At 59.0% G+C, this 25,399-nt stretch carries 21 protein-coding genes and 2 tRNA genes; 12 read left to right on the forward strand and 11 right to left on the reverse strand.

Features of this window, described 5'->3' with window-relative positions; genetic code table 11:
• Nucleotides 1–237: 237 nt before the first annotated feature.
• The 6 genes from WG899_RS19380 to WG899_RS19405 form a co-directional block, all read right to left on the reverse strand.
• Complete coding sequence (locus tag WG899_RS19380) at nucleotides 238–864, reverse strand: 50S ribosomal protein L25/general stress protein Ctc (protein WP_339597308.1); 627 nt, start codon at nucleotides 862–864, stop codon at nucleotides 238–240.
• A 98-nt stretch (nucleotides 865–962) separates the two neighbouring features.
• A complete protein-coding gene (locus tag WG899_RS19385) occupies nucleotides 963–1,925 on the reverse strand; it encodes a ribose-phosphate pyrophosphokinase (protein WP_318013463.1) in 963 nt (320 codons plus the stop codon).
• Between the two features lie 85 nt (nucleotides 1,926–2,010).
• Nucleotides 2,011–2,087 (reverse strand) — tRNA-Gln (locus WG899_RS19390).
• 83 nt (nucleotides 2,088–2,170) lie between these two features.
• A complete protein-coding gene (ispE, locus tag WG899_RS19395; protein ID WP_339597309.1) occupies nucleotides 2,171–3,184 on the reverse strand; it encodes a 4-(cytidine 5'-diphospho)-2-C-methyl-D-erythritol kinase in 1,014 nt (337 codons plus the stop codon).
• A 26-nt stretch (nucleotides 3,185–3,210) separates the two neighbouring features.
• Nucleotides 3,211–3,768: an outer membrane lipoprotein LolB gene (locus WG899_RS19400; protein WP_339597310.1), complete on the reverse strand. Its 558-nt coding sequence runs from the start codon at nucleotides 3,766–3,768 to the stop codon at nucleotides 3,211–3,213.
• Entirely contained in the window at nucleotides 3,765–5,573 is a 1,809-nt protein-coding gene (locus WG899_RS19405) for a tetratricopeptide repeat protein (RefSeq protein ID WP_339597311.1), read from the reverse strand. Before WG899_RS19405 ends, WG899_RS19400 begins: the two co-directional genes overlap by 4 nt.
• Before the next feature lie 78 nt (nucleotides 5,574–5,651).
• Here WG899_RS19405 and mutM point away from each other — a divergent pair, with 78 nt between their 5' ends.
• Genes mutM through WG899_RS19420 form a run of 3 tightly spaced genes read left to right on the forward strand, consistent with a single transcriptional unit; the run spans nucleotide 5,652 to nucleotide 7,835 of the window.
• Entirely contained in the window at nucleotides 5,652–6,485 is an 834-nt protein-coding gene (mutM, locus tag WG899_RS19410; protein WP_339597312.1) for a bifunctional DNA-formamidopyrimidine glycosylase/DNA-(apurinic or apyrimidinic site) lyase, read from the forward strand.
• The gene (gene mutY, locus WG899_RS19415) at nucleotides 6,470–7,501 is read left to right on the forward strand and encodes an A/G-specific adenine glycosylase (protein ID WP_339597313.1); all 1,032 of its coding nucleotides are present in this window, start codon (nucleotides 6,470–6,472) and stop codon (nucleotides 7,499–7,501) included. The genes mutM and mutY overlap by 16 nt, the downstream gene beginning before the upstream one ends.
• 25 nt (nucleotides 7,502–7,526) lie before the next feature.
• Complete coding sequence (locus tag WG899_RS19420; RefSeq protein ID WP_339597314.1) at nucleotides 7,527–7,835, forward strand: hypothetical protein; 309 nt, start codon at nucleotides 7,527–7,529, stop codon at nucleotides 7,833–7,835.
• A gap of 65 nt (nucleotides 7,836–7,900) precedes the next feature.
• Here the strand turns inward: WG899_RS19420 and rapZ are convergent, their stop codons facing one another.
• From rapZ to WG899_RS19435, 3 genes are read right to left on the reverse strand one after another with little or no spacing between them, the layout of a single operon-like run.
• Nucleotides 7,901–8,842 carry an RNase adapter RapZ gene (rapZ, locus tag WG899_RS19425; RefSeq protein ID WP_339597315.1) on the reverse strand — a complete coding sequence of 314 codons (942 nt, stop codon included), beginning with the start codon at nucleotides 8,840–8,842 and terminating at the stop codon, nucleotides 7,901–7,903.
• Nucleotides 8,839–10,569 carry a DNA repair protein RecN gene (gene recN, locus WG899_RS19430; protein WP_339597316.1) on the reverse strand — a complete coding sequence of 577 codons (1,731 nt, stop codon included), beginning with the start codon at nucleotides 10,567–10,569 and terminating at the stop codon, nucleotides 8,839–8,841. The genes rapZ and recN overlap by 4 nt, the downstream gene beginning before the upstream one ends.
• Nucleotides 10,569–11,444 (reverse strand): NAD kinase, encoded by an 876-nt coding sequence (locus WG899_RS19435; RefSeq protein WP_339597317.1) that lies wholly within the window; start codon nucleotides 11,442–11,444, stop codon nucleotides 10,569–10,571. The genes recN and WG899_RS19435 overlap by 1 nt, the downstream gene beginning before the upstream one ends.
• An 81-nt stretch (nucleotides 11,445–11,525) precedes the next feature.
• Between WG899_RS19435 and hrcA the strand changes: the two genes are divergently transcribed.
• Together hrcA and WG899_RS19445 are read left to right on the forward strand one after the other, a co-directional pair.
• A complete protein-coding gene (gene hrcA, locus WG899_RS19440; RefSeq protein WP_339597370.1) occupies nucleotides 11,526–12,545 on the forward strand; it encodes a heat-inducible transcriptional repressor HrcA in 1,020 nt (339 codons plus the stop codon).
• A gap of 65 nt (nucleotides 12,546–12,610) precedes the next feature.
• Nucleotides 12,611–12,687 (forward strand) — tRNA-Ile (locus WG899_RS19445).
• Between the two features lie 122 nt (nucleotides 12,688–12,809).
• Here the strand turns inward: WG899_RS19445 and WG899_RS19450 are convergent.
• Nucleotides 12,810–13,859: a hypothetical protein gene (locus tag WG899_RS19450; RefSeq protein WP_339597318.1), complete on the reverse strand. Its 1,050-nt coding sequence runs from the start codon at nucleotides 13,857–13,859 to the stop codon at nucleotides 12,810–12,812.
• 94 nt (nucleotides 13,860–13,953) lie between these two features.
• Between WG899_RS19450 and WG899_RS19455 the strand changes: the two genes are divergently transcribed.
• From WG899_RS19455 to WG899_RS19475, 5 genes are all read left to right on the forward strand, one after another.
• Nucleotides 13,954–14,226, forward strand: coding sequence for a hypothetical protein (locus tag WG899_RS19455; protein ID WP_339597319.1), 273 nt, complete (start codon nucleotides 13,954–13,956; stop codon nucleotides 14,224–14,226).
• A gap of 45 nt (nucleotides 14,227–14,271) precedes the next feature.
• Complete coding sequence (locus tag WG899_RS19460) at nucleotides 14,272–15,663, forward strand: DUF3987 domain-containing protein (RefSeq protein WP_339597320.1); 1,392 nt, start codon at nucleotides 14,272–14,274, stop codon at nucleotides 15,661–15,663.
• A 174-nt stretch (nucleotides 15,664–15,837) separates the two neighbouring features.
• Nucleotides 15,838–17,148: a hypothetical protein gene (locus WG899_RS19465; RefSeq protein ID WP_339597321.1), complete on the forward strand. Its 1,311-nt coding sequence runs from the start codon at nucleotides 15,838–15,840 to the stop codon at nucleotides 17,146–17,148.
• Nucleotides 17,145–18,200: a hypothetical protein gene (locus WG899_RS19470; RefSeq protein ID WP_339597322.1), complete on the forward strand. Its 1,056-nt coding sequence runs from the start codon at nucleotides 17,145–17,147 to the stop codon at nucleotides 18,198–18,200. Before WG899_RS19465 ends, WG899_RS19470 begins: the two co-directional genes overlap by 4 nt.
• A gap of 469 nt (nucleotides 18,201–18,669) precedes the next feature.
• Nucleotides 18,670–19,935 (forward strand): rolling circle replication-associated protein, encoded by a 1,266-nt coding sequence (locus WG899_RS19475; RefSeq protein ID WP_339597323.1) that lies wholly within the window; start codon nucleotides 18,670–18,672, stop codon nucleotides 19,933–19,935.
• Nucleotides 19,936–20,100: 165 nt separating this feature from the next.
• Here WG899_RS19475 and WG899_RS19480 read toward each other — a convergent pair whose 3' ends face one another.
• A complete protein-coding gene (locus WG899_RS19480) occupies nucleotides 20,101–20,250 on the reverse strand; it encodes an IS3 family transposase (RefSeq protein WP_339597324.1) in 150 nt (49 codons plus the stop codon).
• Between the two features lie 769 nt (nucleotides 20,251–21,019).
• Here WG899_RS19480 and WG899_RS19485 point away from each other — a divergent pair.
• On the forward strand, nucleotides 21,020–22,189 hold the full coding sequence (locus WG899_RS19485) for an HlyD family secretion protein (RefSeq protein WP_339597325.1): 1,170 nt from the start codon (nucleotides 21,020–21,022) through the stop codon (nucleotides 22,187–22,189).
• Nucleotides 22,190–23,185: 996 nt separating this feature from the next.
• Nucleotides 23,186–25,306 (forward strand): peptidase domain-containing ABC transporter, encoded by a 2,121-nt coding sequence (locus tag WG899_RS19490; protein WP_339597326.1) that lies wholly within the window; start codon nucleotides 23,186–23,188, stop codon nucleotides 25,304–25,306.
• The last annotated feature ends 93 nt before the right edge of the window (nucleotides 25,307–25,399 follow it).

A 25,399-nucleotide genomic window follows, 5' to 3' on the forward strand; every position in this document is an offset into this window, starting at 1 on the left:
ACGGGCGCAAGCCCGGGGCGGGGGACAGGAGCGGGGCAGAGTGCCCAGTCGGCCTGCTCAACCAAAGCCTTTGCTCGTTCGCTAAGGCCGGCAAGCAGTCGTTCCAAGTCGGATGTCCGCAATGTGCCGCTTGCCGTCTTTTCCACATTTGCGGCAAAGCATAAAAAAAGGCCCCGCATCGCAGGGCCTTCTTGTTCCGGGCCACGCCGTCGCGTAGCTCAGAGAGGAGCAGAAGATTTACTTCTTGCCCTTCTTCTTGCCCTTGCCGTCATCAGCAGGAGCGGCAGCGGCCACGATCACTTCTTCAGCGACGGGCTCAACCGGGGTGGCAACCACGGGGTTCGGCTTGCCGTGAGTCACAACCTTGATGCCGGCAGGCAGCTTCAGGTCGTTCACGTGCACCGAGTGACCCTTGGTCAGGCCGCTCAGGTCCACTTCGATGAACTCAGGCAGTTGCTGGGCCAGGCAGGTGATCAGCAGTTCGGTGATGACGTGGTTGACCGTGCAAGAGTCGGTCTTGACGGCGACCGAAGTCTCTTCACCCTTGAAGTGCAAAGGCACCTTCTTGGTGATCTTGGTGGTGCCGTCGACGCGCTGGAAGTCAGCGTGCAGAACTTGCGGCTTGTAGGGGTGCAGTTGGAAGTCGCGCAACAGAACTTGCGAGACCGCGCCGTTCAGTTCCATCTCGAGGATGGTGCTGTGGAAGGCTTCCTTCTTCAGCGCGTAGAACAGGGCGTTGTGGTCCAGTTCGATATTGGCGGGCTCGCCTGCGCCGAACACGACGGCAGGAACGCGGCCAGCAATGCGCAGGCGGCGGCTCGCTCCGGTCCCCTGCAACTTGCGGTCAAAAGCTGTGAATTTCATAGTGACTCCAGAAAGGCTGAACAGCCTTGCGGCTGTTCATGGATTTGAGCGCCCGCGACCAGGCTGCTCGGTGAATTGCGATCTTGCGATCGCAAATTTTAAAAATTGTTGTTCTGCTCAGAGAAGAGCGAAGTGACCGATTCACCATCGGAAATCCGGCGGATCGTCTCGGCGAACAAGAAGGCCACCGACAGCTGGCGGATCTTGCCGCAGGCCTTGGCAGCGTCGCTCAAAGGAATGGTGTTGGTGATCACCACTTCGTCGAGTTGCGACTTGGAAATACGCTCAATCGCCGGGCCCGACAGAATCGGGTGGGTGCAATAAGCGAACACGCTCTTGGCGCCACGATCCTTCAGCACTTCAGCGGCTTTCACCAGGGTGCCAGCGGTGTCGATCATGTCGTCCATGATGACGCAGTTGCGGCCATCGATTTCACCGATGACGTGCATCACTTCAGAAACGTTGGCGGCCGGACGACGCTTGTCGATGATGGCCAGATCGCAACCGAGTTGCTTGGCCAGGGCGCGTGCGCGCACCACACCGCCGACGTCGGGGCTCACCACCACCAGATTGGAATAGTTGCGGGCCTTCAGGTCCGACAGCAACACCGGTGAGGCGTAGATGTTGTCGACCGGGATGTTGAAGAAGCCTTGGATCTGGTCAGCGTGCAAGTCCATGGTCAGCACGCGCTCGACGCCGACTTTTTCCAGCAGATCGGCAACGACCTTGGCCGAAATAGGCACACGGGTGGAGCGGGGGCGGCGGTCTTGGCGGGCGTAACCGTAGTAAGGGATCACGGCGGTGATGCGGCGAGCGCTGGCGCGCTTCAGGGCATCAACCATGATCAACAGTTCCATCAGGTTCTCGTTGGTCGGCGCGCAAGTGGGCTGGACCACGAAGACATCGCGAGCGCGGACGTTTTGTTGAATCTCGACGGTGACTTCACCATCGGAGAAACGACCGACCACAGCCTTGCCCAGGTCGAGACCCAGGTGCGTAGCGATTTCTTGGGAGAGAACCGGATTGGAGTTGCCGGTGAACAGGACGGTATTGAGCAGCACGGGCCATCCCTTTATCTGAGAAGGACCCGTGGCCAGCCAGCGTGTCCGGGTGATGTCTTACGACGAAAAACTATTCGAGAAATTTTGGCAGGGGAAGAAGGATTCGAACCTTCGCATGCTGGAATCAAAATCCAGTGCCTTAACCAACTTGGCGACTCCCCTACACAGGACACTGCAGAGCTGCAGCACCCTATAACTTCACGTGTCATTGACTGACGCGTTATTCCTTGCGTGTCATTGCTGACTCAGTTTGTGGCCCAGCCCTGGAGCGGGTGCCTGTCCAAACTGCGGCATATTCTACCAGTCCAACCCGTCGGAATTTCGAAGGGCAACGTCGTTTGTGCGACTATTGACTGGTGCGAACCACCTAAATTTTTTCCTTCACGATATCGAGTATTTACTCGGGCAAACACCGCGCTGCCTGATCCTGTCATTCGGCTATTGCCAAATGCGTTCTCTAACATTTGCAGTGCTTGCACTACCTCAGGGCAGCTTGCTTCGGCAGGTTTTTGAAGATCGTTACGACCCCAAATTCCTTCATCGCTTTCAACAAGTCTTGCGATCCCTTCGGCATCCAAACTAATTGCTTCAACTTTGTTTGACTCAGCATTGTCTGCTTTGTCTTGCTCGTTTTTGTGAGCGTTGCTGCGAATTGATTTGTGTGCAGGAAAGCCCGCTACTATAGCCACAGAATTTGATCTTGCCAAGAGGGGGCTCGAAAATATTTTCTGCGTGGCAATGCTTTCGCTCGGTTTGAGCACCGCCAAGGTCAGCTCGGGCAGCGCGATCGGATGCAAGATTTCGCCGATGCCTTCGACGAAGGCGTGGCTGCCACCCAAGAAGAACGGCACGTCGGCGCCCAGCTTCAAGCCCAGCGGCAAGAGCCGTGAGAGCGGCCAGTTCAATTGCCACAGGCGGTTCAGGGCCAGCAAGGTGGAGGCGGCATCGGACGAGCCGCCGCCCATGCCGGCGCCCGCAGGCAGGCGCTTCTCGATGTGGATGTCGGCGCCGAAGTTGCAGCCGCTTTCGCTTTGCAAGAGCTTGGCGGCGCGCAGGCACAAATCATCGGGAGGCAAGGCGTCGCCTTGGTCATGGCGGGCCAGTGTGCCATCGCTGCGGCGCTCGAAGTGCAAGGTGTCGGCCCAGTCGATCAGGGCAAAGATCGATTGCAGGAGGTGGTAGCCGTCAGGGCGCTTGCCCACCACATGCAAAAACAAATTCAGCTTGGCCGGGGCCGGGACGTCGTAAATCGCAAGCATTGCGGCTTTAGGTGCAGAAAAGAGTTTCAGTTGGAAGATTCGATCCGGGCTCGCAGCGTCACGGCCGGCTCGGCTGGACGGTGCGCCAGGATTAAGCCTTCGTCGAGCTTTGACAGGTCGATGCGCCAGCCCAATTGCTCAAAGCCTGGGCCTTGGGTCAGAGCTTGGCTGGGCGCCTGCGGCCATGGCCGTCCGCGCAGCCAGTCAAACAGGGCTGCAACCGGGATTGCTTCGCCCAGCAATTCGCGCGTCAACTCGTCCAAATTGGCGTAGCTGCGCTCGGCATCGGGCGTTTGCAGACTCACCTCGCCGTCGCGCCAGCTGGCGCGTGCGACCAAGCTGCCCAAGGGGGTGCTCAGCTCCAGTTGCCCGGCGGTCGGGCTGCCGATCAGCTCAAAGCCGGCGTTACCACCCGAGGCTCGGCCGCTGCTGCCAGCCACTTGCACGCTGAGCCGCCCATTCAGGCGGATGTCACCTTCGGTCAGCGAGGGTGCGGGCGTTGGCGCTAGGCTGGCGCAAGCCGCCAGACTCAATGCGGCACACAGGGCCAGCAAGCGAGCGGGAAGGGGAATGTGCCAAGTCATGGCGTCGCCTTCAGGCGTTTGAGTGTTTCTCGCAGCGCTTCGTTCTTTGGTTCGCGGGCGATACCTTCCTGCCAGATGCGTTTGGCTTCGGCCTGTTCACCGCTGACCCACAGGACCTCGCCGAGGTGAGCGGCGATTTCTGCGTCCGGCCTGGCGGCATAGGCCTGGCGCAAGAAGCGCAGCGAGTCGGGAAGATTGCCGAGCCGGTATTCGACCCAGCCCATGCTGTCGAGGATGAAGGGCTCCGAAGGCACAAAGCCGAGCGCCTTGGCGATCAATTCGCGCGCTTCCGGCAGACGGATATTGCGCTCGGCCAACGAGTAGCCCAGCGCGTTGTAGGCGTGGTGGTGATCCGGCTTGATGGCAATGACCCGCTTGAGCAGGGTCTCCATTTCATCCAGGCGGCCGAGCTTCTCGGCCATCATCGATTGCTCGTAAATCAGGTCCGGGTCGTCGGGCAGGCGCTCGTTGGCACGCTCCAGTACTTCGTGCGCAGCCTTCCATTGCTGCATATCGCGCAGCAATTGAGATTCCGCCATCAGCTTGGCGCGCAGTTCCTCTTGGTTCGATTCGGGCAGCGCTTGCAGCAGCTTTCGGGCCTCGTTCAGCTTGCCTTGGCGGGCCATCAGCGAGGCGCGGCGGTAGCCGGCTTCCAACTGCCGCTGCGGAGCATCGACCTTGACCAGCCAAGCCTCTGCACCCTTCAAGTCTCCGCGCATTTCTGCAGCTTGAGCCAGCATCAGCCAAGCTTGTTGGTGCGCCTCGGAGGTGATGGAGCCCTCGGTCTCTGCGGCGGTTGCGGGCGATTCACCCAGCAGTCGCAGGTATTCGCGCAAGGCCTTGTCGGCCGCGTCTGCATGCTTCAGCTCCAACTCCAGCGAGCCTAGAGCAAACCAGGCCGAGCCGGTGTTGGGTGAGCCTTCGGTGACGGTGCGGAATTCGCGTGCGGCCTCGGCCGGGCGTTGGCTGCGTGCCAGCGCGCGCCCATAGGCGAGGCGCAGCAGATGGTTGTTCGGGCTGGCGCTCAGTCGGGCCTGCACCAAGGCCTCGGCGTCCGCCTCGTTCGGCATCAGGTCCAGCGCCAGTTGCATGGCATCGTCCGACTCGGGCGTTTGCTTCACCAGTTCACGCGCCAGCTCTAGTGCGCGCTTGGTTTCACCGGCGGCCAAGTAGAACCGGCCCAGCACGACCTGGGCAATCTCACGCGTGTCGGCGCGCTGCGCGCTGGTGCGCAATACCGGCTCTAAGGCACGCAGCACTTGCTTGGGTTCGGCCGCGCGCTGGAACAGGCGCGGCAGTGAGGCCAGCACGCCGGGCCGCTGCTCCGCTGGGCTGATCTCCAGCAAGGAGCGCAGCACGTCGGGGACCTCGGCCGGACGATTCAGCAGGGCCAATAGCTGCATCACCATTTGATGTGCTGCCTGCGACTTGGGTTTGGCGTCGCGCCAAGCCTTGGCGGCGATCAGTGCTTGATCACCGGCACGAGCCTGCAGAGCGATATTGATGACCCGCTGAAACAACTCGTCATCACCGGTGCGCCGCGCCGCGTCGAGCAGGACCTGGAAGGCCACGCCGGGTTGGCCGCTGCGCAGCTCCATCTCGCCGACCAGCAACTGGTAGAACAGCGGGGCGTCCATGGCCGAATTGCGCAGCGGTTCTGCGGCTGCAGCCGGCGTCGACGCTGCGGCGGACGCGGCGCTGGCGGGCACCGCAGGCGCGGGGGCGGCCAAGGCGGCGTTGCTGATCAAGGCCGCAGCTAGCATGGCAATCGTCAACGGTGGGCTGCGACGGGAAAACTCGGGCATGAAAGCTCCTGCATCAATACTTGCGCCCGCCGAATGCTTGCGGGGCGAGTGGGCATTCTGCCCCGATATCATCCGGCCATGCCCGAGCTCCCCGAAGTTGAAGTCACCCGCCGCTCCTTTGCCGATGCCATCGAGGGTGCCACGGTGCTGCAAACGCGCCTGGGCAAGCCCTTGCGTTGGCCCTTGGGCTTGGCGCCCGATTGTTTGACCGGTGGCCGCGTCGGCGCGGTCGCCCGCCGCGGTAAATACCTGTGGCTGCCCTTGTCTCGCCCGGTGGCCAGCGGTGGTTTACTGCTGCATTTGGGGATGTCTGGCTCCTTGGCTTTCACGGCGCCGGGTGTGGCGCCCGAGGCGGCGCAACATGATCATTTCGACCTGTTGACGGATCGCGGGTTGTTGCGACTGACCGACCCGCGGCGCTTCGGCGCGGTGGTGTGGGCCGAGGCCTTGGATTCGCCCGCGGCCGCTAAATTGCTGGCCGGGCTGGGCTTGGAACCCTTTGATGCGCGCTTTGATGGCGCCCATTTACATGCCGGTCTGAGCGGCCGGCGTGTGGCCATCAAACAGGCCTTGCTAGCGGGTGACATCGTGGTGGGCGCCGGCAATATTTATGCCTGCGAGGCCTTGTACCTAGCCGGCATTGACCCACGTTTGCAGGCCGGCAAGCTCAGTCGTCCGCGCGCCGAGCGGCTGGCGCAGGCGGTGCGGGGGGTGCTCGCCCAGGCACTGGATGCGGGCGGCAGCACGCTACGCGACTTCAAGGATGCGCATGGCGTGGCCGGCAGCTTTCAGATGCAAGCGCGTGTTTATGGCCGCGAGGGCCAAGCTTGCTTCAGCTGCGGCAGCCTCGTTCGGCGCATTGTTCAGGGCCAACGGGCCACATTTTTCTGTCCCCAATGTCAAAAGAGATAGAGCTGCCTTTGCAGTTTGCCCGCACGCTGATCGCTTGGCAGCGCCGTCATGGTCGCCATGCGTTGCCTTGGCAGAACACGCGCGACCCTTATCGGGTCTGGCTGTCTGAAATCATGTTGCAGCAGACCCAGGTCGCCACGGTGTTGGGCTACTACCAGCGTTTTCTTGAGCGCTTCCCGACAGTGACGGCCTTGGCCGCAGCCTCGTTGGACGAGGTGCTGACCTTGTGGGCCGGCCTGGGCTATTACAGCCGTGCGCGCAATCTGCATGCCTGCGCGGTGGCGGTGGCGACCCAGCATGGTGGCGAATTCCCGCGCAGCGCGCTCGCCTTGCAAAGCCTACCGGGCATAGGCCGCTCCACCGCCGCGGCCGTGGCGGCCTTTTGTTTTGGTGAGCGGGTGGCAATCTTGGATGGCAACGTCAAGCGTGTGCTGGGGCGCTTGCTGGCTTTTGATGGTGATCTGGCCAGCAGCGCCGAGGAGAAGCGTTTGTGGGGCATGGCCAGTGAATTGCTTCCCGACTCCGGAATCGAGGCCTACACGCAGGGCCTGATGGATTTGGGTGCGACCGTCTGCACGGCGCGTTCGCCGCAATGTTTGCTGTGCCCGGTGGCCGAGCTGTGTGTGGGACGCATGCAGGGGGAGCCGACGCGCTTTCCTATCAAGACCCGCAAGCTCAAGCGCAGCCGGCGCGAAAGCTGGTGGTTGTGGTTGGAGCAAGAGGGTCAGGTCTTGCTTCAGCAGCGGCCGGCCACCGGTGTTTGGGCCGGCCTGTGGAGCTTGCCTCTGTTTGACGATGAGGCCTCATTGCAGCAAGAGGCGCAGCGTTTGGGGGCCCAGCTCGAGGTCATGCCGCGCATCCAGCATGCGTTGACGCATTTTGATTGGATACTGCACACCCGGCGCGCCGAACTGGTCTCGAATCAAGAGCCAATGACGGCAGGCTCCTGGGTGGCCAAGGAGCGTTTAGCCGAATACGCATTGCCCGCGCCGCTGAAGAAAATGATCGTCTGCTGAACTCACTTCACCTGCACCTAAGTCCATGAATACCTCCGTCAAGAATGTCGTCGAGTCCGCCCTGGTCGCCTTGCTGGCGGCGGCGTGCTGCCTGTGGTTCTTGATCTCGGCGGCCCATGTGGACGGGGAGCCATCGCCGGCACTGATGACGTTTTTGGCGCTCGGTTTGGCCGCGGCCTTGATGGCGCATTGGGTCTTTATGGCACTGGCGCTGCGGCGCAGCGGCCGCGGATTACTGCCCTGGATGCTGGCCCTGGTGTTTTTGTGCCCGCTGGGCACCGTGGCTCTGCTGGCCTTGTTGTCGGCCGGAGATGATCCGCGGGCGCAGGTCTGAGTTTGACCTGCATGATGGATTGACGGCCTGATTGGCCGGGAGCTTCGCCGGCCAGGTCGCCTCGCCTATTTGGCGTCCAACTCGCGGTGGCGTTTCAGCACCTGGCCGTGGTGGCCAAATTGTTCCGCCAAGGTTTCCACCAGATAGACCGAGCGATGCTGGCCGCCGGTGCAGCCGATGGCCACGGTCAAGTAACTGCGTTGATCGGCGGCGAAATTGGGCAGCCAACGGCTGAGGAACTCGCTGATCTGCGCCAGCATCAAGCTCACTTCCGGCTGCGCCTTCAGGTAAGCGGCCACCGGCGCATCGCGTCCGTTCAAGGGGCGCAGTTCGCGGTCGTAATAGGGGTTAGGTAGCACCCGTACATCGAAAACGAAGTCGGCATCGCTGGGCACGCCATGCTTGAAGGCAAAAGATTCAAACACCAAGGTCAGCGAGTTGCCCTTCACCACCACCAGGTCACGCACCCAGGCTCGCAACTGCGCGGGCCGCAATTGGCTGGTGTCGAGCACGGTGGACTCAACCCGTAGGGCGGCCAGCAATTCGCGCTCCAGGGCGATCGCCTCAAGCAGCGCTCGGTGGCTGTCGTCGCTGCTACCTGGCGTGGACAAGTCCTGGCGCAGCGGGTGGGGGCGGCGCGTTTCGGAAAAACGCCGCATCAAGGCATCGGTGCTGGCATCGAGAAAAATCGAGCGGATTGAAACCCCTTCGGTGCGCAGTTGCTTGATCAGCGGCAACAAGAGTGGCAGCGAGCCGGCGCTGCGCACGTCCACGGCGATGGCCACGCGGCGGGCGCCGCGCTGTTGCTCCAGCCGCAAAAAATCAAGCAGCAGATCGGCGGGCAGGTTGTCGACGCAAAAAAAGCCGGCGTCTTCGAGGGCATGCATGGCGACCGATTTGCCGCCTCCGGACATGCCGGTGACCAGCACAACCCGGCTTTCCGGTGCTTCTTGGGTAGATGAGCCTTGCGGCGCCGGAATCGGCTGGACCACCGCTTCGTTCGTCATGATTTGGCCTTTTTTGTCCTCGAGGGGGAGGCGGGCGAGGAAGAGGGCAGGGAGGAGGGGGCTGAGGAAAGGCTGAGCATTTCCTGGGCGTGAGCCAAGCTGGTCGAGGACAGTCGTTCGCCCCCCAGCATGCGGGCGATTTCAGCCACCCGGGCTTCACCCTGCACGGGGCTCACATCGCTGCAGGTCTGGCCATTGCGGGCAGCCTTGGCGACCAGGAAATGATGGTCGGCGCAGGCCGCGACCTGAGGTAGATGGGTCACGGCCAGAACTTGGCGCTCGCGGCCGAGTTGCTTCATCAGTCGCCCGACGGTTTCGGCCACGGCGCCGCCGACGCCGGCATCGATCTCATCAAAGATCAGTGTGCCGACGCTGGTTGCAGCGTTGGCTTGTTCTTGCTGACATGTCGTGACCGCAATGGCCAGGGCGATGCGGGACAACTCTCCGCCAGATGCGACCTTGGCCAAGGGGCGAGGCGTGCTGCCGGCATGACCGGCCACCAGGAATTCGGCCGACTCCAGGCCGAAGCTTTGCGGCTGATCCTGTGGCAACAGGGCGATCTCGAACTGGCCGCCTGCCATGCCTAGTTGTTGCATGGCCTGCGTTACCGCCACGGCCAATTTGGGCGCGGCCGCGCCGCGTGCGACGCTGATGCGCCGGGCTTCTTGGTCGAAAGCCGCTCGGGCCGCAGTCAAGGCTTTGTTCAGGGCATCCAAGTCGGTGGCGGCGTCCAATTGCTGCAACTCGGCTTGCCATTGCGAGAGCAAGGCGGGTAGCCCGGCTGGAGCACATCGGTAGCGCCGCGCCAGCCCCAGCCAGGCGGACAGGCGCTCGTCCAATTCTTGCAGCCTGGCGGGCTCCAACTCGGTGCCATGCAGATAGGTGCTGAGCGCGTGGCTGGCGTCCTGAATCTGGCTCTGGGCGCCGCGCAGCGCCTCGACGGCGGGCTCGAGCCTGGCGTCGTAGCTCAGCACCTTGTCCAACTGATTGAGGGCACTGTCGGTCTGCGATTCGGCGCTGGGTTCGGCCTCACTCAAGGCCTGCAGGGCGCCTTGAACGGCATCCAGCAAGGACTGCGCGTGCGACAGCCGCTGATGTTCGGCATTCAGCTCGTCCCACTCATCTTGCGCGGGGCTCAGGCGTGCGACTTCACCAATTTGCCAGGCGAGTCGATCGCGTTCGCGCGAGAGTTCGGCTTGGCGACTCTCGGCTGCGTTCAGCTGGTCTCCGGCCGTTTTCCAGTTGCCGAAGGCCTGGGTCAGCGCTTGGGTGTCCACGTCGGCATAACTGTCCAGCAGGGCGCGCACGGCGGCCGGTCGGGTCAGGCCCTGCCAGGCATGTTGACCATGGATGTCCAACAAGCTGTCGGCCAAGTCGCGCAACTGGGTCACGGTGGCCGGGCTGCCGTTGATCCAGGCGCGGCTCTTGCCTTGCGTGTCGATCACGCGGCGCAGCAGCAAGGTGCCTCCGGCGTGGTCAAAGCCTGCTTCGTCCAGCCAAGTGGTCAGATGCAGCGGGCGGTCAAATTCCGCAGAAATTTCGGCGCGCGCGGCGCCTTCGCGCACCACGCCGGCATCGCCGCGGCTGCCCAGCGCCAACTGCAAGGCATCAACCAGAATCGATTTGCCTGCACCGGTTTCCCCGGTCAACACGGCAAAGCCGGGGCCGAAATCCAGTTCCAACTCGGTCACGATCACGAAATCGCGCAGATTCATGCGCCGCAACATCAGCTGACTCCCTCGTACCAACGCAGTTTGCGCCGCAGCGTGGCGTAATAGCTCCAGCCCTTGGGGTGCAAGAAGCACACCTTGTGCGCAGAGCGGCGCACGGTGATGCGGTCGCCATGCAGCAGACTGGCCAGGCTTTGCATATCGAAATTGACGCTGGCGTCGCGGCCGGCAACGATTTCCATTCGGACTTCACCAATATCGGGCAGCACGATAGGCCGGTTGGACAGCGTGTGTGAGGCAATCGGCACCAGCAGCCAGCCGGCGATGCTGGGGTGCATGATGGGGCCGCCGGCCGACAGCGAGTAGGCGGTGGAGCCAGTGGGCGAGGCAACGATCACGCCGTCCGCGCGCATATTGGCCACGAACTCGTCGCCGACATCGATGCGCAACTCGACCATGCTGGCGGTGGCGCCGCGGCTGACCACCACATCGTTCAGCGCCAGTCCCTCGAAGATGCTTTCGCCGTCGCGCCAGACTGCGCCTTCCAGCATCGGGCGCTGTTCCATCTCGAAGTCACCCGCCAAGATTGGCGCCAAGGCCTCACGGAATTTTTCGATCGAGATGTCGGTGATGAAGCCGAGTCGCCCTTGGTTGATGCCGACCAGCGGCACGCCGAAGCGAGCCATCTCACGGGCGAAGCCCAACATCGTGCCGTCACCGCCGACCACGATGGCGAGGTCGCAATGAGCCCCCAAAGCATCATTCGCCAGCGCATCAAAAGTCGTGATGCCGGTGTTGAGCGCGGTTTCGCGCTCAAAGGAAACATCGAGTCCTTGCCGCGTGACGAACTCGGCAATTTCTTCAAGGAGCGGGCGTATGCCGCGGGCCTGATGCTTGCCCACAATTGCCACATGCTGGAAACGTTTGGCCATGGAGAAGAATTACACCACAGGGATATGGCAGTCCGTTGAAGTTGCGGTGCCGGCCCCGTGACTGGAACTTACAATGTGCGCATGCTCGACGAGCGATCTAAATCCCTTCTGAAGACTCTGGTTGAACGCTATATCGCGGACGGCCAGCCTGTCGGTTCCCGCACGCTTTCCAAGGCCTCCGGGCTGGAGCTCAGTCCGGCCACGATCCGCAATGTGATGGCCGATCTGGAAGAGCTCGGTTTGATCGCCAGCCCACACACCAGTGCCGGCCGCATTCCGACCGCTCGCGGTTACCGGCTCTTTGTCGACACCATGCTGACCGCTCAGCCTGGCCTGCTGGGGGCGGACTCGCGGCCGATCGAAACGCAGCTGCAGCCCGACCAGCCGCAGCGCGTGATTGCCAGCGCCGCGCATCTGCTGTCTAGTCTTTCTAACTTTGTTGGCGTGGTGACCGCGCCGCGCAAGCCCAGCGTTTTTCATCACATCGAATTTCTTCGCTTGGGCGAGCGGCGCGTCTTGGTCATCATGGTCTCGCCCGATGGTGATGTGCAAAACCGCGTTATCTTCACCGCGCAGGACCTGAGTCAGACCGAATTGGCCGAGGCCAGCAATCGACTCAATGCGCATTACGCAGGCTTGAGCCTGGAGTCGGTGCGCGAGCGACTCAAGCATGAGGTCGACGCCTTGCGCGGCGAAATCGCCGGCCTGATGAGTGCGGCCGTTCAGGCGGGCACCGAGGCGATGGTGGACGAACAGGAGCGCGTGGTCATCTCGGGCGAGCGCAATTTGCTCACCGTGCAGGATTTCAGTAACGACATGGGCAGCTTGCGGCGCTTGTTCGATATGTTTGAGCAGAAAACGCAGCTGATGCGTTTGTTGGACGTGTCGAGCCGAGCCGAAGGCGTGCGCATTTATATCGGCGGCGAGAGCCAGGTCGTTCCGTTTGAGGAATTGTCGATTGTCTCTGCGCCCTATGAGGTCAACGGCCAAGTGGTGGGTACCCTGGGCGTGATCGGCCCCACGCGCATGGCCTATGACCGGATGATTCAAATCGTTGACATCACCTCAAGAATGATCAGTCAAGCGCTGTCGCAGAAATAGCGTTGCACAAGCCCTATACAATCGCGCGCTTCCGGTGCAACGCCGGAAGTTTGGAAACCCCTCGGGGGCCGTTAGCTCAGTTGGTTAGAGCAGAGGACTCATAATCCTTTGGTCGCAGGTTCAAGTCCTGCACGGCCTACCAATTAAATCAAGCACTTAAGCTAGTTTTTCGGAATTCGCTTTATTGTTTTCTGACTTCATGTAGGCGTCATGTAGGCAAACTGGATCGCTCTCGATCAACCTCGAGCCCAAGCGATGTACACCTCATGTGCTCGCTTTCGGTGGTAATTTGCGCTTGGCGCGGCTAACGGGCGCCGCCCCGCTAAATGGCAGGCTATTGATCGCCGTTCTGGCCGTGTAGAAATTCTTCTTCATGCCGGCATGGCCTGTCAGGTCCTTGTCCTTCGGATGAAGTATCGCAAGGACTGCCGCTACGGCGTCGTCGACTGGAGACGCCTTCTCTTCCTGCCTGTACTGCTCCACCAAGTCCCAGCATTGCAGCCCCGCTAGGGGGCCTAGAAGACTATTCATGCGGTCGGCCTTATGCGGAGTGACTCGACCAAGAAGATCGTCCGTCAGGAATGCCTGAATCAACTCCTCCGATGTCGGATCCACGGCGGTCGGCGCACGCAGGGCCTTCCTACGTTGGGCGAACTGATACAGGAACTCTCGGACGAGTCGTTGCAAATCGGCTGTGTCGAACTCCATCTCGGTGTCCAAAACGATGCCGAAGCGTTCGACCCCACGGTGGCTGTCCGATCGGTGTTTCGTGACGAACTCCAAGCCCGGATGCAGCCGTATCGGCTCGCGTACGCCATGCACGAACTTCTCCAACGCGATGTCGTCCTGAGGCTGGTAGTCCCGAGACTCATAGAGACGTCGAGCTACGACGGTGAGTAATTTGGCAATGTCGTTGCCGTTGAGTAGGTCGCAGATCCGAAAGTAGTCCGTGGCAGGCAAGCGCAATGGCTGCACCGCTTCACCAAACGAGGCCCTCGCTCCGGCCAGCCCCTTGTTGATCAACTCTACAAAAGCGCGATCGGTGAATACACGGTCATGCCGCCGACTCATCGGCAACCCGACCTGAAGCACATCCCACACGAGGTCGACCAGACGGTCGTGCTGAATCTCTTGCTCGCTGGCGCCAAGGGCCAGCCAGTACTGCTTGATTTGCTCTGCGATCTCCGCCAGTTGCTCCATCTCGCGAGGGTTCGCTTGGCGGGCTGCGCGGATGGCGTACTCAAGTGGCAGCGCCTGGTTTATGACGTTAGCGAGGTGTATGTAAAGCGTGTTGTCGATCTTTTTGTTGGTCATGTGCGTTACCAAAAAGCGGCTCCCATCAGTAATTCTCACCTTGCCTCTGCATCCCTACCATCAACGACGTTCCATCACACATAGGAGAACCTCGATGAATGTCAATGCCGATATGGAGCTTCCGACTGATACACCGTGCAGACTTTTAGAGGCGAATGGCCTGAAGTGCTCGCCGCCTGGCGACCTGTCACGCGAAAGCCGGTGCTGGACCACCGATGAACTCGCCACCCAGCTAGGCCTAAGTCCCCAAACCTTGCGAAAACGCTACGCCCAAACGGGCTCGTATTTCACGGTTAAACCCTTGAAGCTGCCGAATCGTCGCCTCTTGTGGCCAGCAGATGCCATCGAGCAACTGATCAAGAACTGACCCACTTTGACTTTGTCACATAGAGCCCAAACAGCAAGGAACACCATGCCGTACAAAATGAATCCGCTGACCCCTGGCCGGGGTCTCTTTGCCGCCACTGTCAGTGCTGGCCCAGTCCAGCTACCGATGTCTTTGGGTTATCCCGGCCAAAAGACAAACCAAACCTGGCGACCCCACACGACCAACGCGCCGACGAACAATCTGCCCGGTCTTTTAGGTCGCATGTCATGCAATCTAACTTATGGCGGCCTCGATTCGGCAATCGCTGGAACGCAGCTTCCGGCCTTCGCTTCCTTGCTGGTCCAGTCCCTCGCCGACATAGCTTGGCCGAACGGCCAGCATGCGTCGATTGGCTTCAGTGCCTACCTCCAGGTCGCCTCCAGTGCAGGCAAGTCTGTTCCGTACAAACAACTGCGCGATCCAATTGATCGCGAAGTACGCGCCTGGACCCTTGGGAACGCGGAGAAGAAAATCGCCCCGGCACTCTTCGCCGAGGACATCACTCGCGAGGGCTTGATCTTGCACTTGCGTGAGTGGAAATGGGTTGGACTCTTCTCCGACGATGCTGGACAGTGCAAGCAGTTGGTCAAGGCTGCCTCGCCGACGCTCGCGAAACTGAACGATGGCGACGACATCAATCACGCCCGAGTCAAGGACGGCCGCATTGCGCTCACTGGTCATCGCTTCAATATGCTGTTGGCCGAACAGCCGGGTATCGACGGCGTCGGTCACCAGTTGCTGGCCGGCAGCAACGCCGGTGTCGGCTTGGTGAATCGCCTTTTTGTGGCTCAGGCTTGCTCCGCCCAAATCCCGAAGGCATTTCACGGTGTGACCTTCAGCAATGAGGTCCGCGAAGCCTACGAAAAGCGCGTCAAAACACTGATCGAGGCCAGCATTAAGCAAGTGACATCGGGCTTGGATCGCCCCGTATTGCGCCTCTCCAAAGACGCCAGCGAGTTCCTGATCGCCAGCGGTGAAGAGCTGCGCAATCGTTACTGGGGTCATTCGCGTGGGCAGACCTTGAATGCTTACGTCGCCCGCCACTCCGAGCGCATCCTGCGCCTGGCCGGCGTCCTGCATGTTTTTGAATTCGGAACTGACGGCGAGATCCAACTCGATGTGATGCAGGCCGCTGATGTCATTGGGCGCTGGAGCATTGAGCAGTACGAGCGCATGACCGACGTCCCAGTCAAGCCGAGCCAGGCCGAAGTGGACGTACAGCGTCTGGGTGAGGCCCTGCATCGACACTGCGCCGTCACGGGTAGTTGGGCCCATGAGTTGACCTCAGTACGCCGTCAGTCGTTCAACGTCGGCCTGTCCAAGGCGCGCTTTGACCGAGCGCTGGCTGAGCTTTGCGGTCAGGGCCGTGTATCGATCTTCCTGCAAGGACGCAAGGATCTCCTTTGTGTTCATCAGCCCCTTTCCTTGGGCCACTGAATCACCGAACGGCGGATCAAGAAACCACCACAGCCCGCTGGCTGTGGTGGTGCCCAGGGGCGTGGGCGCAAATCAAAAAGCAAACAACTGGTTCGACCCTGACTGTCGTGCCGATGCCTGCAACTGCGCATCGCTCAAATGCCCGGGTGGCCCATTGCTTTTCGGGAGTAAACCATGATGAATTGCACTACACATGACTACGAACTTGCTGACCTAACCGGGCGTCGGTACAGGCTCAACAGCAACCATCTTGAAAGCCTTGGTCTTTGCTTGAGCTTTATGCGCCTGGTTGTTGAGGGCGATATGAATGTCCGTGTGACCAGCCAACGACGCAGTTGGCCAGCCAGAGAACTGTTCACTGTGCTTGCACAACACCTAGCTTGGCTGCATGGCTACTGGCGGCTGTTCAGCCGTCAGTACACGTTTCACCCCTACGTGGTGCTCTTCCTTCGCACTTACCGCGAACACGCAATCCGGCACCTAGAAGGCTTCTCTTTGAGTACCCGCACCGTGACTGGCCCCACTGTCGAGGAAGTTCTCGAGGACTTCGTATTACAAATGCGTGCCGAGGCTAAGAAATGTCGCCTTAGGAAGCGGGCTGCAGATTGGCAAGGGAAGTACGAGAGAAACGCCGATCGGCTGATTGAACTGATGGGGAGGGTCAGCAAGCATGTACAGCGCTTCACGTTGGTTGAACTCGAACTGGACTATCTTGCGTCGAGGCTTACGCCCAAAGAAGTTTCGGAACTCATTGAGACCTTGAACGACGTCGAACGGGCCGAAGCCGACGCGTACTGGGGTGGCCGTAGTCTGGACCAAACTGAGCCCGCCCAAGTCAAAGTACCGTTCGCCAAAGTCCAAAGCGATCGCAAGCATCTCTTCGCGAACATGAAAGGCAAGACAACGCTCTTCAAAGAACTGCAAGGGTATGTCTGGCGAGTCCAGTTCACCCCGGTAGCTGGTTATGGCTTGCGGCTTTCTTTGATCTTTGACGGTATGCAGATGGACCCTGCTGGCCTGGGGGGCGAAATCGGCAGCTACTGGCAGTCGATCACACGCGGTCAAGGTTGCTTCCGAGTGCTGGAACCTTGGCCGGCGATCGATACCGCCCGACGGATCACAGCACTTGCCGATAACGCCAAGGTCGAGCGGAAAACGTTGCGGCAGGAATTGATGGACCGCATGGGTGGTGTGCTGCTGGCTGTGCAGTGTTTGCCCTACCCAGGGTGCAATCTGTTTGCCACCGGCTTGGTCCATCGCCGAAGCGCTGCACACCAGGAGGGTGTGCGCCGGCCAGTCAAACCAACCAGGGGCGCAGGCAGCGCAGCGCGCATCCGAAATCGTCATTCGTTTGGTGCGAAAAGCACTTGGCCGCATCAAGCAGAAATTGCTCAGTCGGTGGTTGGAGTGGCAGTTCCGGTGCATATGCCGCTCCTCGTGGCAGAAAACGGTAGCTCTGAACTGCAGCACGGAGTTCATCCATGAAGCGCGCAATCCCTCAAGTGGTGAACTTTGACGTTCCTTGGGCGCTTAGCCTGGCCCTCGCCCTACTGGCAAGTGGCATTTCCTTGTGTATTGCGGTCGAGGCCGGGCGTCTGCTCGGTAGCAGTCCGAATGAGCGGCTGTTCCACGCTGGCGTGGGGATCGTTGCTGTACTCGGTGCACATTTGCTGATGCCAATATTTCGCCAGGTATCGGCCTTACCCCGGCTAGGGGCCATCGCCATTTCGGCGGCGTGCATCGTATACATCGTGTACGGCCAAACCAGCTACTTTTTGTCGGCACAGGCGCAGGCCGGTGCACAGCGTATGGCTGCCGCAGTGTCCACGGAGGCATCCCTCAGCGCGCATGCAAGATCACCCAGGCGCGTTGCTTCGTTGATTCTGATGGAATTGGCTGAAGTCAAGGCAGACCTGGCTCAGTTGCGGTCTAGGCGCTGCCTTGCCGACTGTTCACGCCTCGATGCCCGCGAGGCGGTCCTGAGGGCTCGCATTGCAGCGCTGGAAGCCGAGGCTGATGAGGTTCGGCGCTGGCAACAGAATCAGGAGCGGTTGGAGGCCCGCAAGGCCGCGGTGAAGGACGACCCGGTGACCGAACGCCTTGTTGGCCTTCTGGGTGTGACCAGTGGTGCGATGGGATTGACCATTGGAGTTCTGTTTGCCTTGATCCTGGAGGGTACTGCCTGCTTGTGCTGGTTCTTCGTGTTGCAGCGGATCGACTTGGCGGCCGCAGTATCCGCGCCGACGAAGACTGATGATCCGGTCACGGTGATGCCGTCGGGCGCGGTGCCGGTACCGCCTGTCATTTCGCCAGTCACGCCAGAGGTACCGGTCAGTACCGCACTTGTCGAACAGGTGTGCGAGCCGGTCATGCCTGTGGAAGGTGTGATCGATTCAAAGCAGAGCAAGGTACGTCTGCTGGTTGATCGAGTCCTGCCGGAGATTAAGGCCGGGCGCGTTAAGCCCACAGTGACCGAGATTCGTGAGTACTTGGAATGCGCGCGCGCTATGGCAGCTGAGGTTCGGCGAGCCCTGTGACGCCCGCTTGCGTTCCGGGGCCAACGTACCGCGCGTTACGGGTGACTTGCGTGACTGAGGTGCCCTGGTATCCCCAGAATCCTTGCGCCGAGACGACTTGGACTCCCGCGTCCCGTTGCATCTGGCCATGAACATCTGCTTTGGTGATGTCACAAGTCTGCATGCTCATCGGGGTCAAGAACTCACAGCCGGCTCGTAGGTGTTGGTCAAAAACACGCGGCAGTCACGAGTGACTTTTTACTGAAGACTTCTGCTTCCTATGGAATTCCTATGGAATCGATGAAATCGATGAAGGTATGGAATTCATCGATGAAATCCATACCCATGGAATCTATCGACGCTATCCACGATCTATCCACGGAAATCTATCTATGGAATCCATATTCACATCCAACTTGGATCCATGCCTAACTTGTTCAGTCATCGGTCTACTCGGCAACATCAACAGCCGATTGAAAGACGAGCAATCATGAACAACATCCAATCCGTAGCGCACCCTGTTCCAACCAGCACTGACCATCATCACTTGTCTCGCCATCGTCCCTTCGTGCGTCAGGCGGGGACGGTGATCACACCGTCTCGCCGTCCAATACAAACTGCCTGTATTCCTGCTGCAGCGGCTCCAGCTCTAAACAAGCTTGTTCGGAATGGAGTTTTCGAGACCTACCAGGATCTCGATTTTGACCACCACACAGAAGGAAAGACGGAAGGGGAGAGATCAAGCCTTGTTGTTCATGAAGACTACGGCAAGTTAATGCCCCTGGCACAAATTGAGTTGATGGTCGAAGAAATCCGCGCTACGAAGGAGTTGGCTTTTGAAGTAACGTTTGATGACCGAGGTCGGATATTGCTCATTCAGAAGAGCCTGGAGCGCTACTACGTTGCGGTGAAGTCAGTGTTGGCGAGCTATTCAGATCAGTACGACTACAGCCCGCGCGTCGACGTCTTCTTTGACGCAGCCAAAGAACTGAAGCTGCTTTCGGAGGACTTCTCGTTCGGAGATCCGCTGCACTTTGACGCTGCGTCAAGGTGGCGGTATGCCGATCTCTTCAACGAGTTGATCTCATGCATCAGAGATCAATGTGAGAAATCCCGGTTCAAGGCGCGTCTTCGCCAGCATGAGCGCAACGCGAACCGGCGTCTAGGTCGAGCGCTGATGTGGGAGAGAGAGATGTTTGAGTGGCGCTCAAGGCACCTATTTTTGATGCTGTGCCTGAACTACAAGACGAGTGTGCGTCACCACATCCGGCCTGAAGATGTTCAGCGACATCTCCAGCGTTTGCTCAACAACCGACGAGCGAATCGTTTGCTTTCAGGTATCACTGGCTACATCTGGAAGATCGAAGACGGCAAAAAAAGTGGACTCCATGTCCACATCTTGATCGCGTACTCAACCAAAAGGAAGGCCGATGTAAACATTGCCAGAAGCATCGGTGAATACTGGCGTGACGTGATCACGGAAGGGCAGGGCTCCTACCGAAACAGCAACAGTGATCGTCAGATGCATCGCGAAAAAGGACATGGCGAGGGGACTGGTCAAATCAATGCTGTCGACTTTGCTCGCCGCCAGGCCCTGCGAACCAACATCAAGTATCTGACCAAGAGTGAACAGCAACTCAAGCGCAAGAACGGCCCGAAATATCGAACGTTCGGAATGAGCCAACCGCCAAAAAAGAAGGTAGCAGGTAGACCGCGAACTGAAGCGGGCAGGGCTCCGTATCCGGCTGGCCTTTGAGGTTTGGGCATAAAGGCAGCAAAGAGGCCAAGAACGCTCAATCGGCCTTGGCCTGTCGTGATGCCGAGCAATTTTGGCTAGCAAACATAAAGACACGCAGATAAAGCACTTGCGCAAGATGCCGTCAACGGCGCGCATACGCTGGATGCGAACAGCCAACTGCGCCTAGTTGTACAGACGATAGATGCGTTTGCGGCTCGCGCTCAGAAAATGCGGACCCAGTAGGTCACGGATGCGGCGATAGCCGAAACGCTGCCGCACTTGCGCGATCTCGACGATTTTCGCGCTGAGTTTCTGCGTGGTCTCAACCACCATGGGCCGGTTGCCATGGCTGTCCCTAGAGAGCCCCACCAGGCGGCTAGGCTTTCGAACAAGTGATCCTGGGCAATCTCTTGATCGCAGCCCCGCGCCGCCCTGCGTGGCTAGGGCTTTACGCCGAAGACTTCCTGTAGCGCTTGGATGTCGAGGTTGGCCTCAATCCGTAGCTTGAGCTTGGCGTTCTCGCATTCATGTTGTTGCAGCCGCTTTGCACTTTAGCCGGCATACCTCCTTACTAGGCACGCCAATTGTGGTGAATCTCTCCCATAGCTATCCCGGTCTCAGTCCGTTTGAGGATCCCAAGGCCCCGTGTGTTTGCGTACTTGCACTTTGTCATGTCCGTCAATATCTGGAGGTACGAGCTCTGGCACCTTTGCGTTGGTACGGGCGGAGAGGCTCAGGTCAATCGTCGCGCCGGCACCACGCCGGATCGATTTTCCTTAGCCGTAGAACCTGCTAACTCTTACAGATGACAGTGGGCGCCCGATTTGCTAATCGCGCGCAGCAAATTGGTATGCCCCTAAACGCTTCGGCCACATTCAACGCCCCCCAAGAGAGGGTGAATGAATTTTTGTGTCGAATTGGCATACTTTGCCTCAGCAGGCTAAAGAGCCATGCGATTCGAGGAGGGTTAGTGAGTAATGACAGCAGGAACGCATCACTGTTCAGGGCCGAGGTAATGCAAGCCGCTCAAATGCAGTGGCTTGGCAGTATCCGCATTGGGCGTCCACCCAGCTTTGCTTGGGTGACCGGCCTCTCATTATTTATGGCTTTGACCTTGGTCACCTTTGCCATTTGGGGCGAAGTCACCCGCAAGGCCAAACTGCCCGGGCTGCTGATGCCCACGGCCGGCCTGTTGACCGTGAGCGCACCGCAAGCCGGCGTTTTGACGGAACTGCTGGTGCATGAGGGCGATGTGGTGCAAGCCGGCCAAGTGCTGATGCGATTAAAAAGCGAACGCAACACCGCCTTGGGCGATGCCGCCACCCTCAACGCCCAAGCCCTGGCGCAGCGCCGCGCCAGCCTAGACACCGAACGTTTTTTGACCCAACAGCAGCAACGCCAGCGCCAAGACGCCCTGAACGACCGCCTGCGCAGCTTGGCCGCTGAGGAACGTCAAGCGCAAGGCGAGTTGGACGCCAACCGCCTGCGCGCCGGCTTGGCCGCCAAGAGCTTGGCCCGCTACACCGAGCTGGAAAAAGACAGCTTCGTCTCCGCAGTGCAGTTGCAGCAAAAGCAGGAGGAATTGCTTGATGTGCAATTGCGGGAGCGCAATGCCGAGCGAAGCCTGGCGGCCTTGCAAAGAGACATTCAAGCAACCCGCGCCGAAATGCTCAACAACGAAACTGCAAGCCGCACCAACCTAGCCCAGGTCGACCGCGGGCTGGCGAGTTTGAGCCAGGAATCGACTGAAAACGACGCCCGTGGCGGCCTAACCTTAAGAGCAGCGCAGGCGGGCCGGGTCACTGCACTCGATATTCATCCTGGCCAGGCGATTCAAGTCGGGCAAACCTTGCTGAGCTTGGTGCCAGAAAGTAAGGGGCAAATAAATTCAGAGCTGGAAGCCCAACTTTATGCCCCCAGCCGCACCGCCGGTTTCATCAAACCCGGCCAAGCCGTTTGGTTGCGTTATGCGGCCTACCCCTATCAGAAATTCGGCATGGCTGAAGGTGAAGTGCAAAGCATCAGCCAGACGCCCATAGCTGCGCAGGACTTGCCCGGGGGGCAAGGACAAGCCCTGCTCGCAGCGGCCCAGGCCAATGAACCCCTATACCGAGTCAACGTGAAGTTAAAAAAGCAGGCCATCAACACCTATGGCAACACGCAATTGCTGAAGGCGGGCATGGCACTGGATGCCGACATCATGCAGGACCGCAGGGCAATTTGCGAGTGGATGTTGGAGCCAGTATTATCAGCATCAAAAATACATTATTAGTTAAATCCACTTAAAAAACGAAATTAAAACGAAAGGAGTACATTTATCCGCATTCAGTTTTTAATTGGCTATTAACTCTATAAATTTGAGATTTTTTAATATGAGAGAACTTGCAAGTCAAGAATTATCGGAAGTATCTGGCGGAGCGGATTTTACCTTCGGCCAATACACTTTGAGAATTGGCAACAACGGCATTGGGGGATCCCTGGGCTGCTTTCTACTAGGCGAAGGATTGGGCGGCACAGCTGGGCTTCTTACCCTTAATCCCTTGGTGTACAAGATAGGAGCAGCTGGCGTTAATATAACCTGTCAAATTGCAACTGGAAATGTTACAGTTGTTAAGACTAGTTATGACTCGAGCGGCCAGATAACCACTAGCTGGAGTTCAGAATACTCAGGAGGCAGCTATGATAGCAGCGCACTTTTGGGTGCTCTTGGTGGGATAACCGGCTACACCCCGGATCCACCACGGGCACAGGTGGCAATGTAATTTCAATAGACCAAGAACGATGAGGAATTGAAATTAAAAAATTTCCTCATCCATTTAGTGAATTTCAGAAGTAACTGAATTGTGATGGCTTTAATTATATTTATTTAAGATTTTATCGAAGCCCATCACTGAGTAGAATTGAGGCCAAATGCATGGACCACGTCGCTAATGCCGTTAATGTTTTGTTGGCATTCATTATTCCTGTGGGCACTATTTTATGGGTAATTTTTTTGATCATTAAAAAAATAATCGCAATTTTTCAAAAAAATGAGCGCAAAGAATGAATTTTGCGCAATCAATTAAAAAATATTGCCAAAAATATATAATTTCACACGTAGAATTGAAGCCAGCCAAGTATCTGACGCAGCATCCCGCTGCGGATAAAAATTACGATCGGAAACTGGATGTATCCATAAAAATGATCGATGCGATTCGAATAAATTTCGTCAGAAGTTATTTTGTCAAAATTTGGCACTGGAAAACTATTTGAGGGTAAATGGGAGAGTATGAGGCTGCAGCTCCAATCAGAATCGAGTGAATGCGCCCTCGCCAGCCTCGTGATGATCTGCAGCGCTCACGGCCTGCATCAAGACATTGCCGATCTGCGACGCCGCTTCCCCGTCAGCCTCAAGGGTGCGTCTCTGCAGCAGTTGATCTCGCATGCGGCTGCCCTGGGCTTTTCATCTCGGCCTTTACGCCTGGACCTGGACGAACTTGGGGAATTACAGACCCCTTGCATCCTCCACTGGGACCTCAACCACTTCGTCGTCCTTAAAAAACGGGTGCGAGGCGGCAGATCTGCCCTGATTCTCGACCCTGCTGTGGGCGAGCGGCGCTTATCCATGAGCGAAATCTCCCGCCACTTCACCGGCGTGGCTTTGGAGTTGAGCCCCAATGCGGAGTTCAAGTCCCAAGCGCCGGCGGCCCGCGTGTCTTTGCGAGCCTTGACCGGCAGGTTGATGGGCCTCAAGCGCTCGCTGCTGCAAATCTTTGCCGTGGCCGTGGTGTTGGAGATGTTCGCCATCGTGGCCCCCTTGTTCAACCAGATGGTGGTGGACGATGTGCTGGCCTCAGGCGACCGCGACCTTCTGGCCGTGCTGGTGATTGGCTTTGGCCTGCTCCTGGTCGTGCAAACATCTATCGGCCTGGCCCGCTCCTGGATGGTGATGGTGCTGGGCCAAACGCTGTCGCTGCAATGGATGAGCAATGTGTTTGCTCATCTGGTACTTTTGCCGGTGGACTTTTTTGAGAAACGCCACTTGGGCGACATCACCTCGCGCTTCGGCGCCGTCAACGCCATTCAAAAGACCTTGACCACTGCAGCCATCGAAGCTGTGTTGGATGGCCTGATGGCGGTTGCCGCCCTGGTGATGATGCTGATTTATGCGCCTACTCTTTGTGCAGTGACTGTGACCGCAGTCGCGGCCTACGGCCTCCTGCGCTGGGTGGCTTACCGCCCCTTCCGCGATGCGGCCGCTGAACGCCTGGTGGTGGCGGCCAAAGAAAACACCCATTTCCTGGAAACCCTGCGCGCCATTGCGCCGCTAAAGCTGTTCGGCCGAGAAGAAGAACGCCGTGCTCGCTGGCAGAACCTGATCGTGGATGTGCAAAACCGCGATGTGCGCACGGCCAAGATGAGCATTGGCTTCACCACGGCCAACACTTTCATCTTCGGTATAGAGAACTTGCTGGTGCTGTGGCTGGGTGCCAAGCTCATCATGACGGGGCAGCAAGCCGGCGCAGTGACGATGACGGTGGGCATGCTGTTCGCTTACCTCAGCTACAAGGGCCAGTTCACAGGCCGTGTCTCGGCCCTTATCAATTACGCCGTAGAACTCAAGATGCTGGGCTTGCATGCGGAGCGCCTTGCCGACATTGCGTTGGAGCCGCCCGAGAAGGACGACGCGCCTGCCAACGATTTGCGGCACCTCGTTCCCAGCATCGAACTCAAAGACGTCAGCTTCCGTTACGGCGAGGGTGAGCCCTGGATTCTGCGCAACGCCAACTTCCGCGTGGACGCGGGTGAGAGTGTGGCCGTTACCGGCCCCTCGGGCGCCGGCAAAACAACGCTGTTAAAGATTGCGCTGGGCCTGCTTAAACCCAGTGAGGGTGAGGTCTTGTTCGGCGGCATGCCTGTCCGTCAATTGGGCTTGCAGAACTTCCGACGGCAGGTTGGAACTGTGATGCAGGAGGATGCTTTGCTGACGGGGTCTCTGAGCGACAACATTGCCTTCTTCGACGTGCAGGCCGATCAAGCGCGGATCCAAGCCTGTGCAGAGTTGGCGCAACTACACGCTGATATTTGCCGCATGCCCATGGGTTACCAAACCTTGGTGGGCGATCTAGGTTCAGGGCTATCGGGTGGGCAGAAGCAGCGGCTCCTGCTGGCGCGGGCCTTGTACAAGATGCCGCGCATCTTGGCCTTGGACGAAGCGACGAGTCATTTGGATTTACAAAACGAACGCGCCGTGACTGCGGCTTTGAGCAACTTGCCATTGACTCGATTGATCATCGCCCACCGACCCGAGACGATAGCCGGCGCTCAGCGGGTGGTGATTGTGCGTGACGGGCAAGTGATGGAACTCGCCAGAGCCGTACCCGCCTTTGCTGAAGGTGAGCAAGCGTAGTTGAGAAACCGGACTTTGAAATTTTAGAAAGTTCATTGGGGGCACGGTCTGGTAAGCGAATTCGGCTGCGGCAATGGCTATCGAAGGCTTGAG

The organism is Paucibacter hankyongi, from assembly GCF_037482915.1.
GTDB classification, from domain to species: domain Bacteria; phylum Pseudomonadota; class Gammaproteobacteria; order Burkholderiales; family Burkholderiaceae_C; genus Paucibacter_A; species Paucibacter_A hankyongi.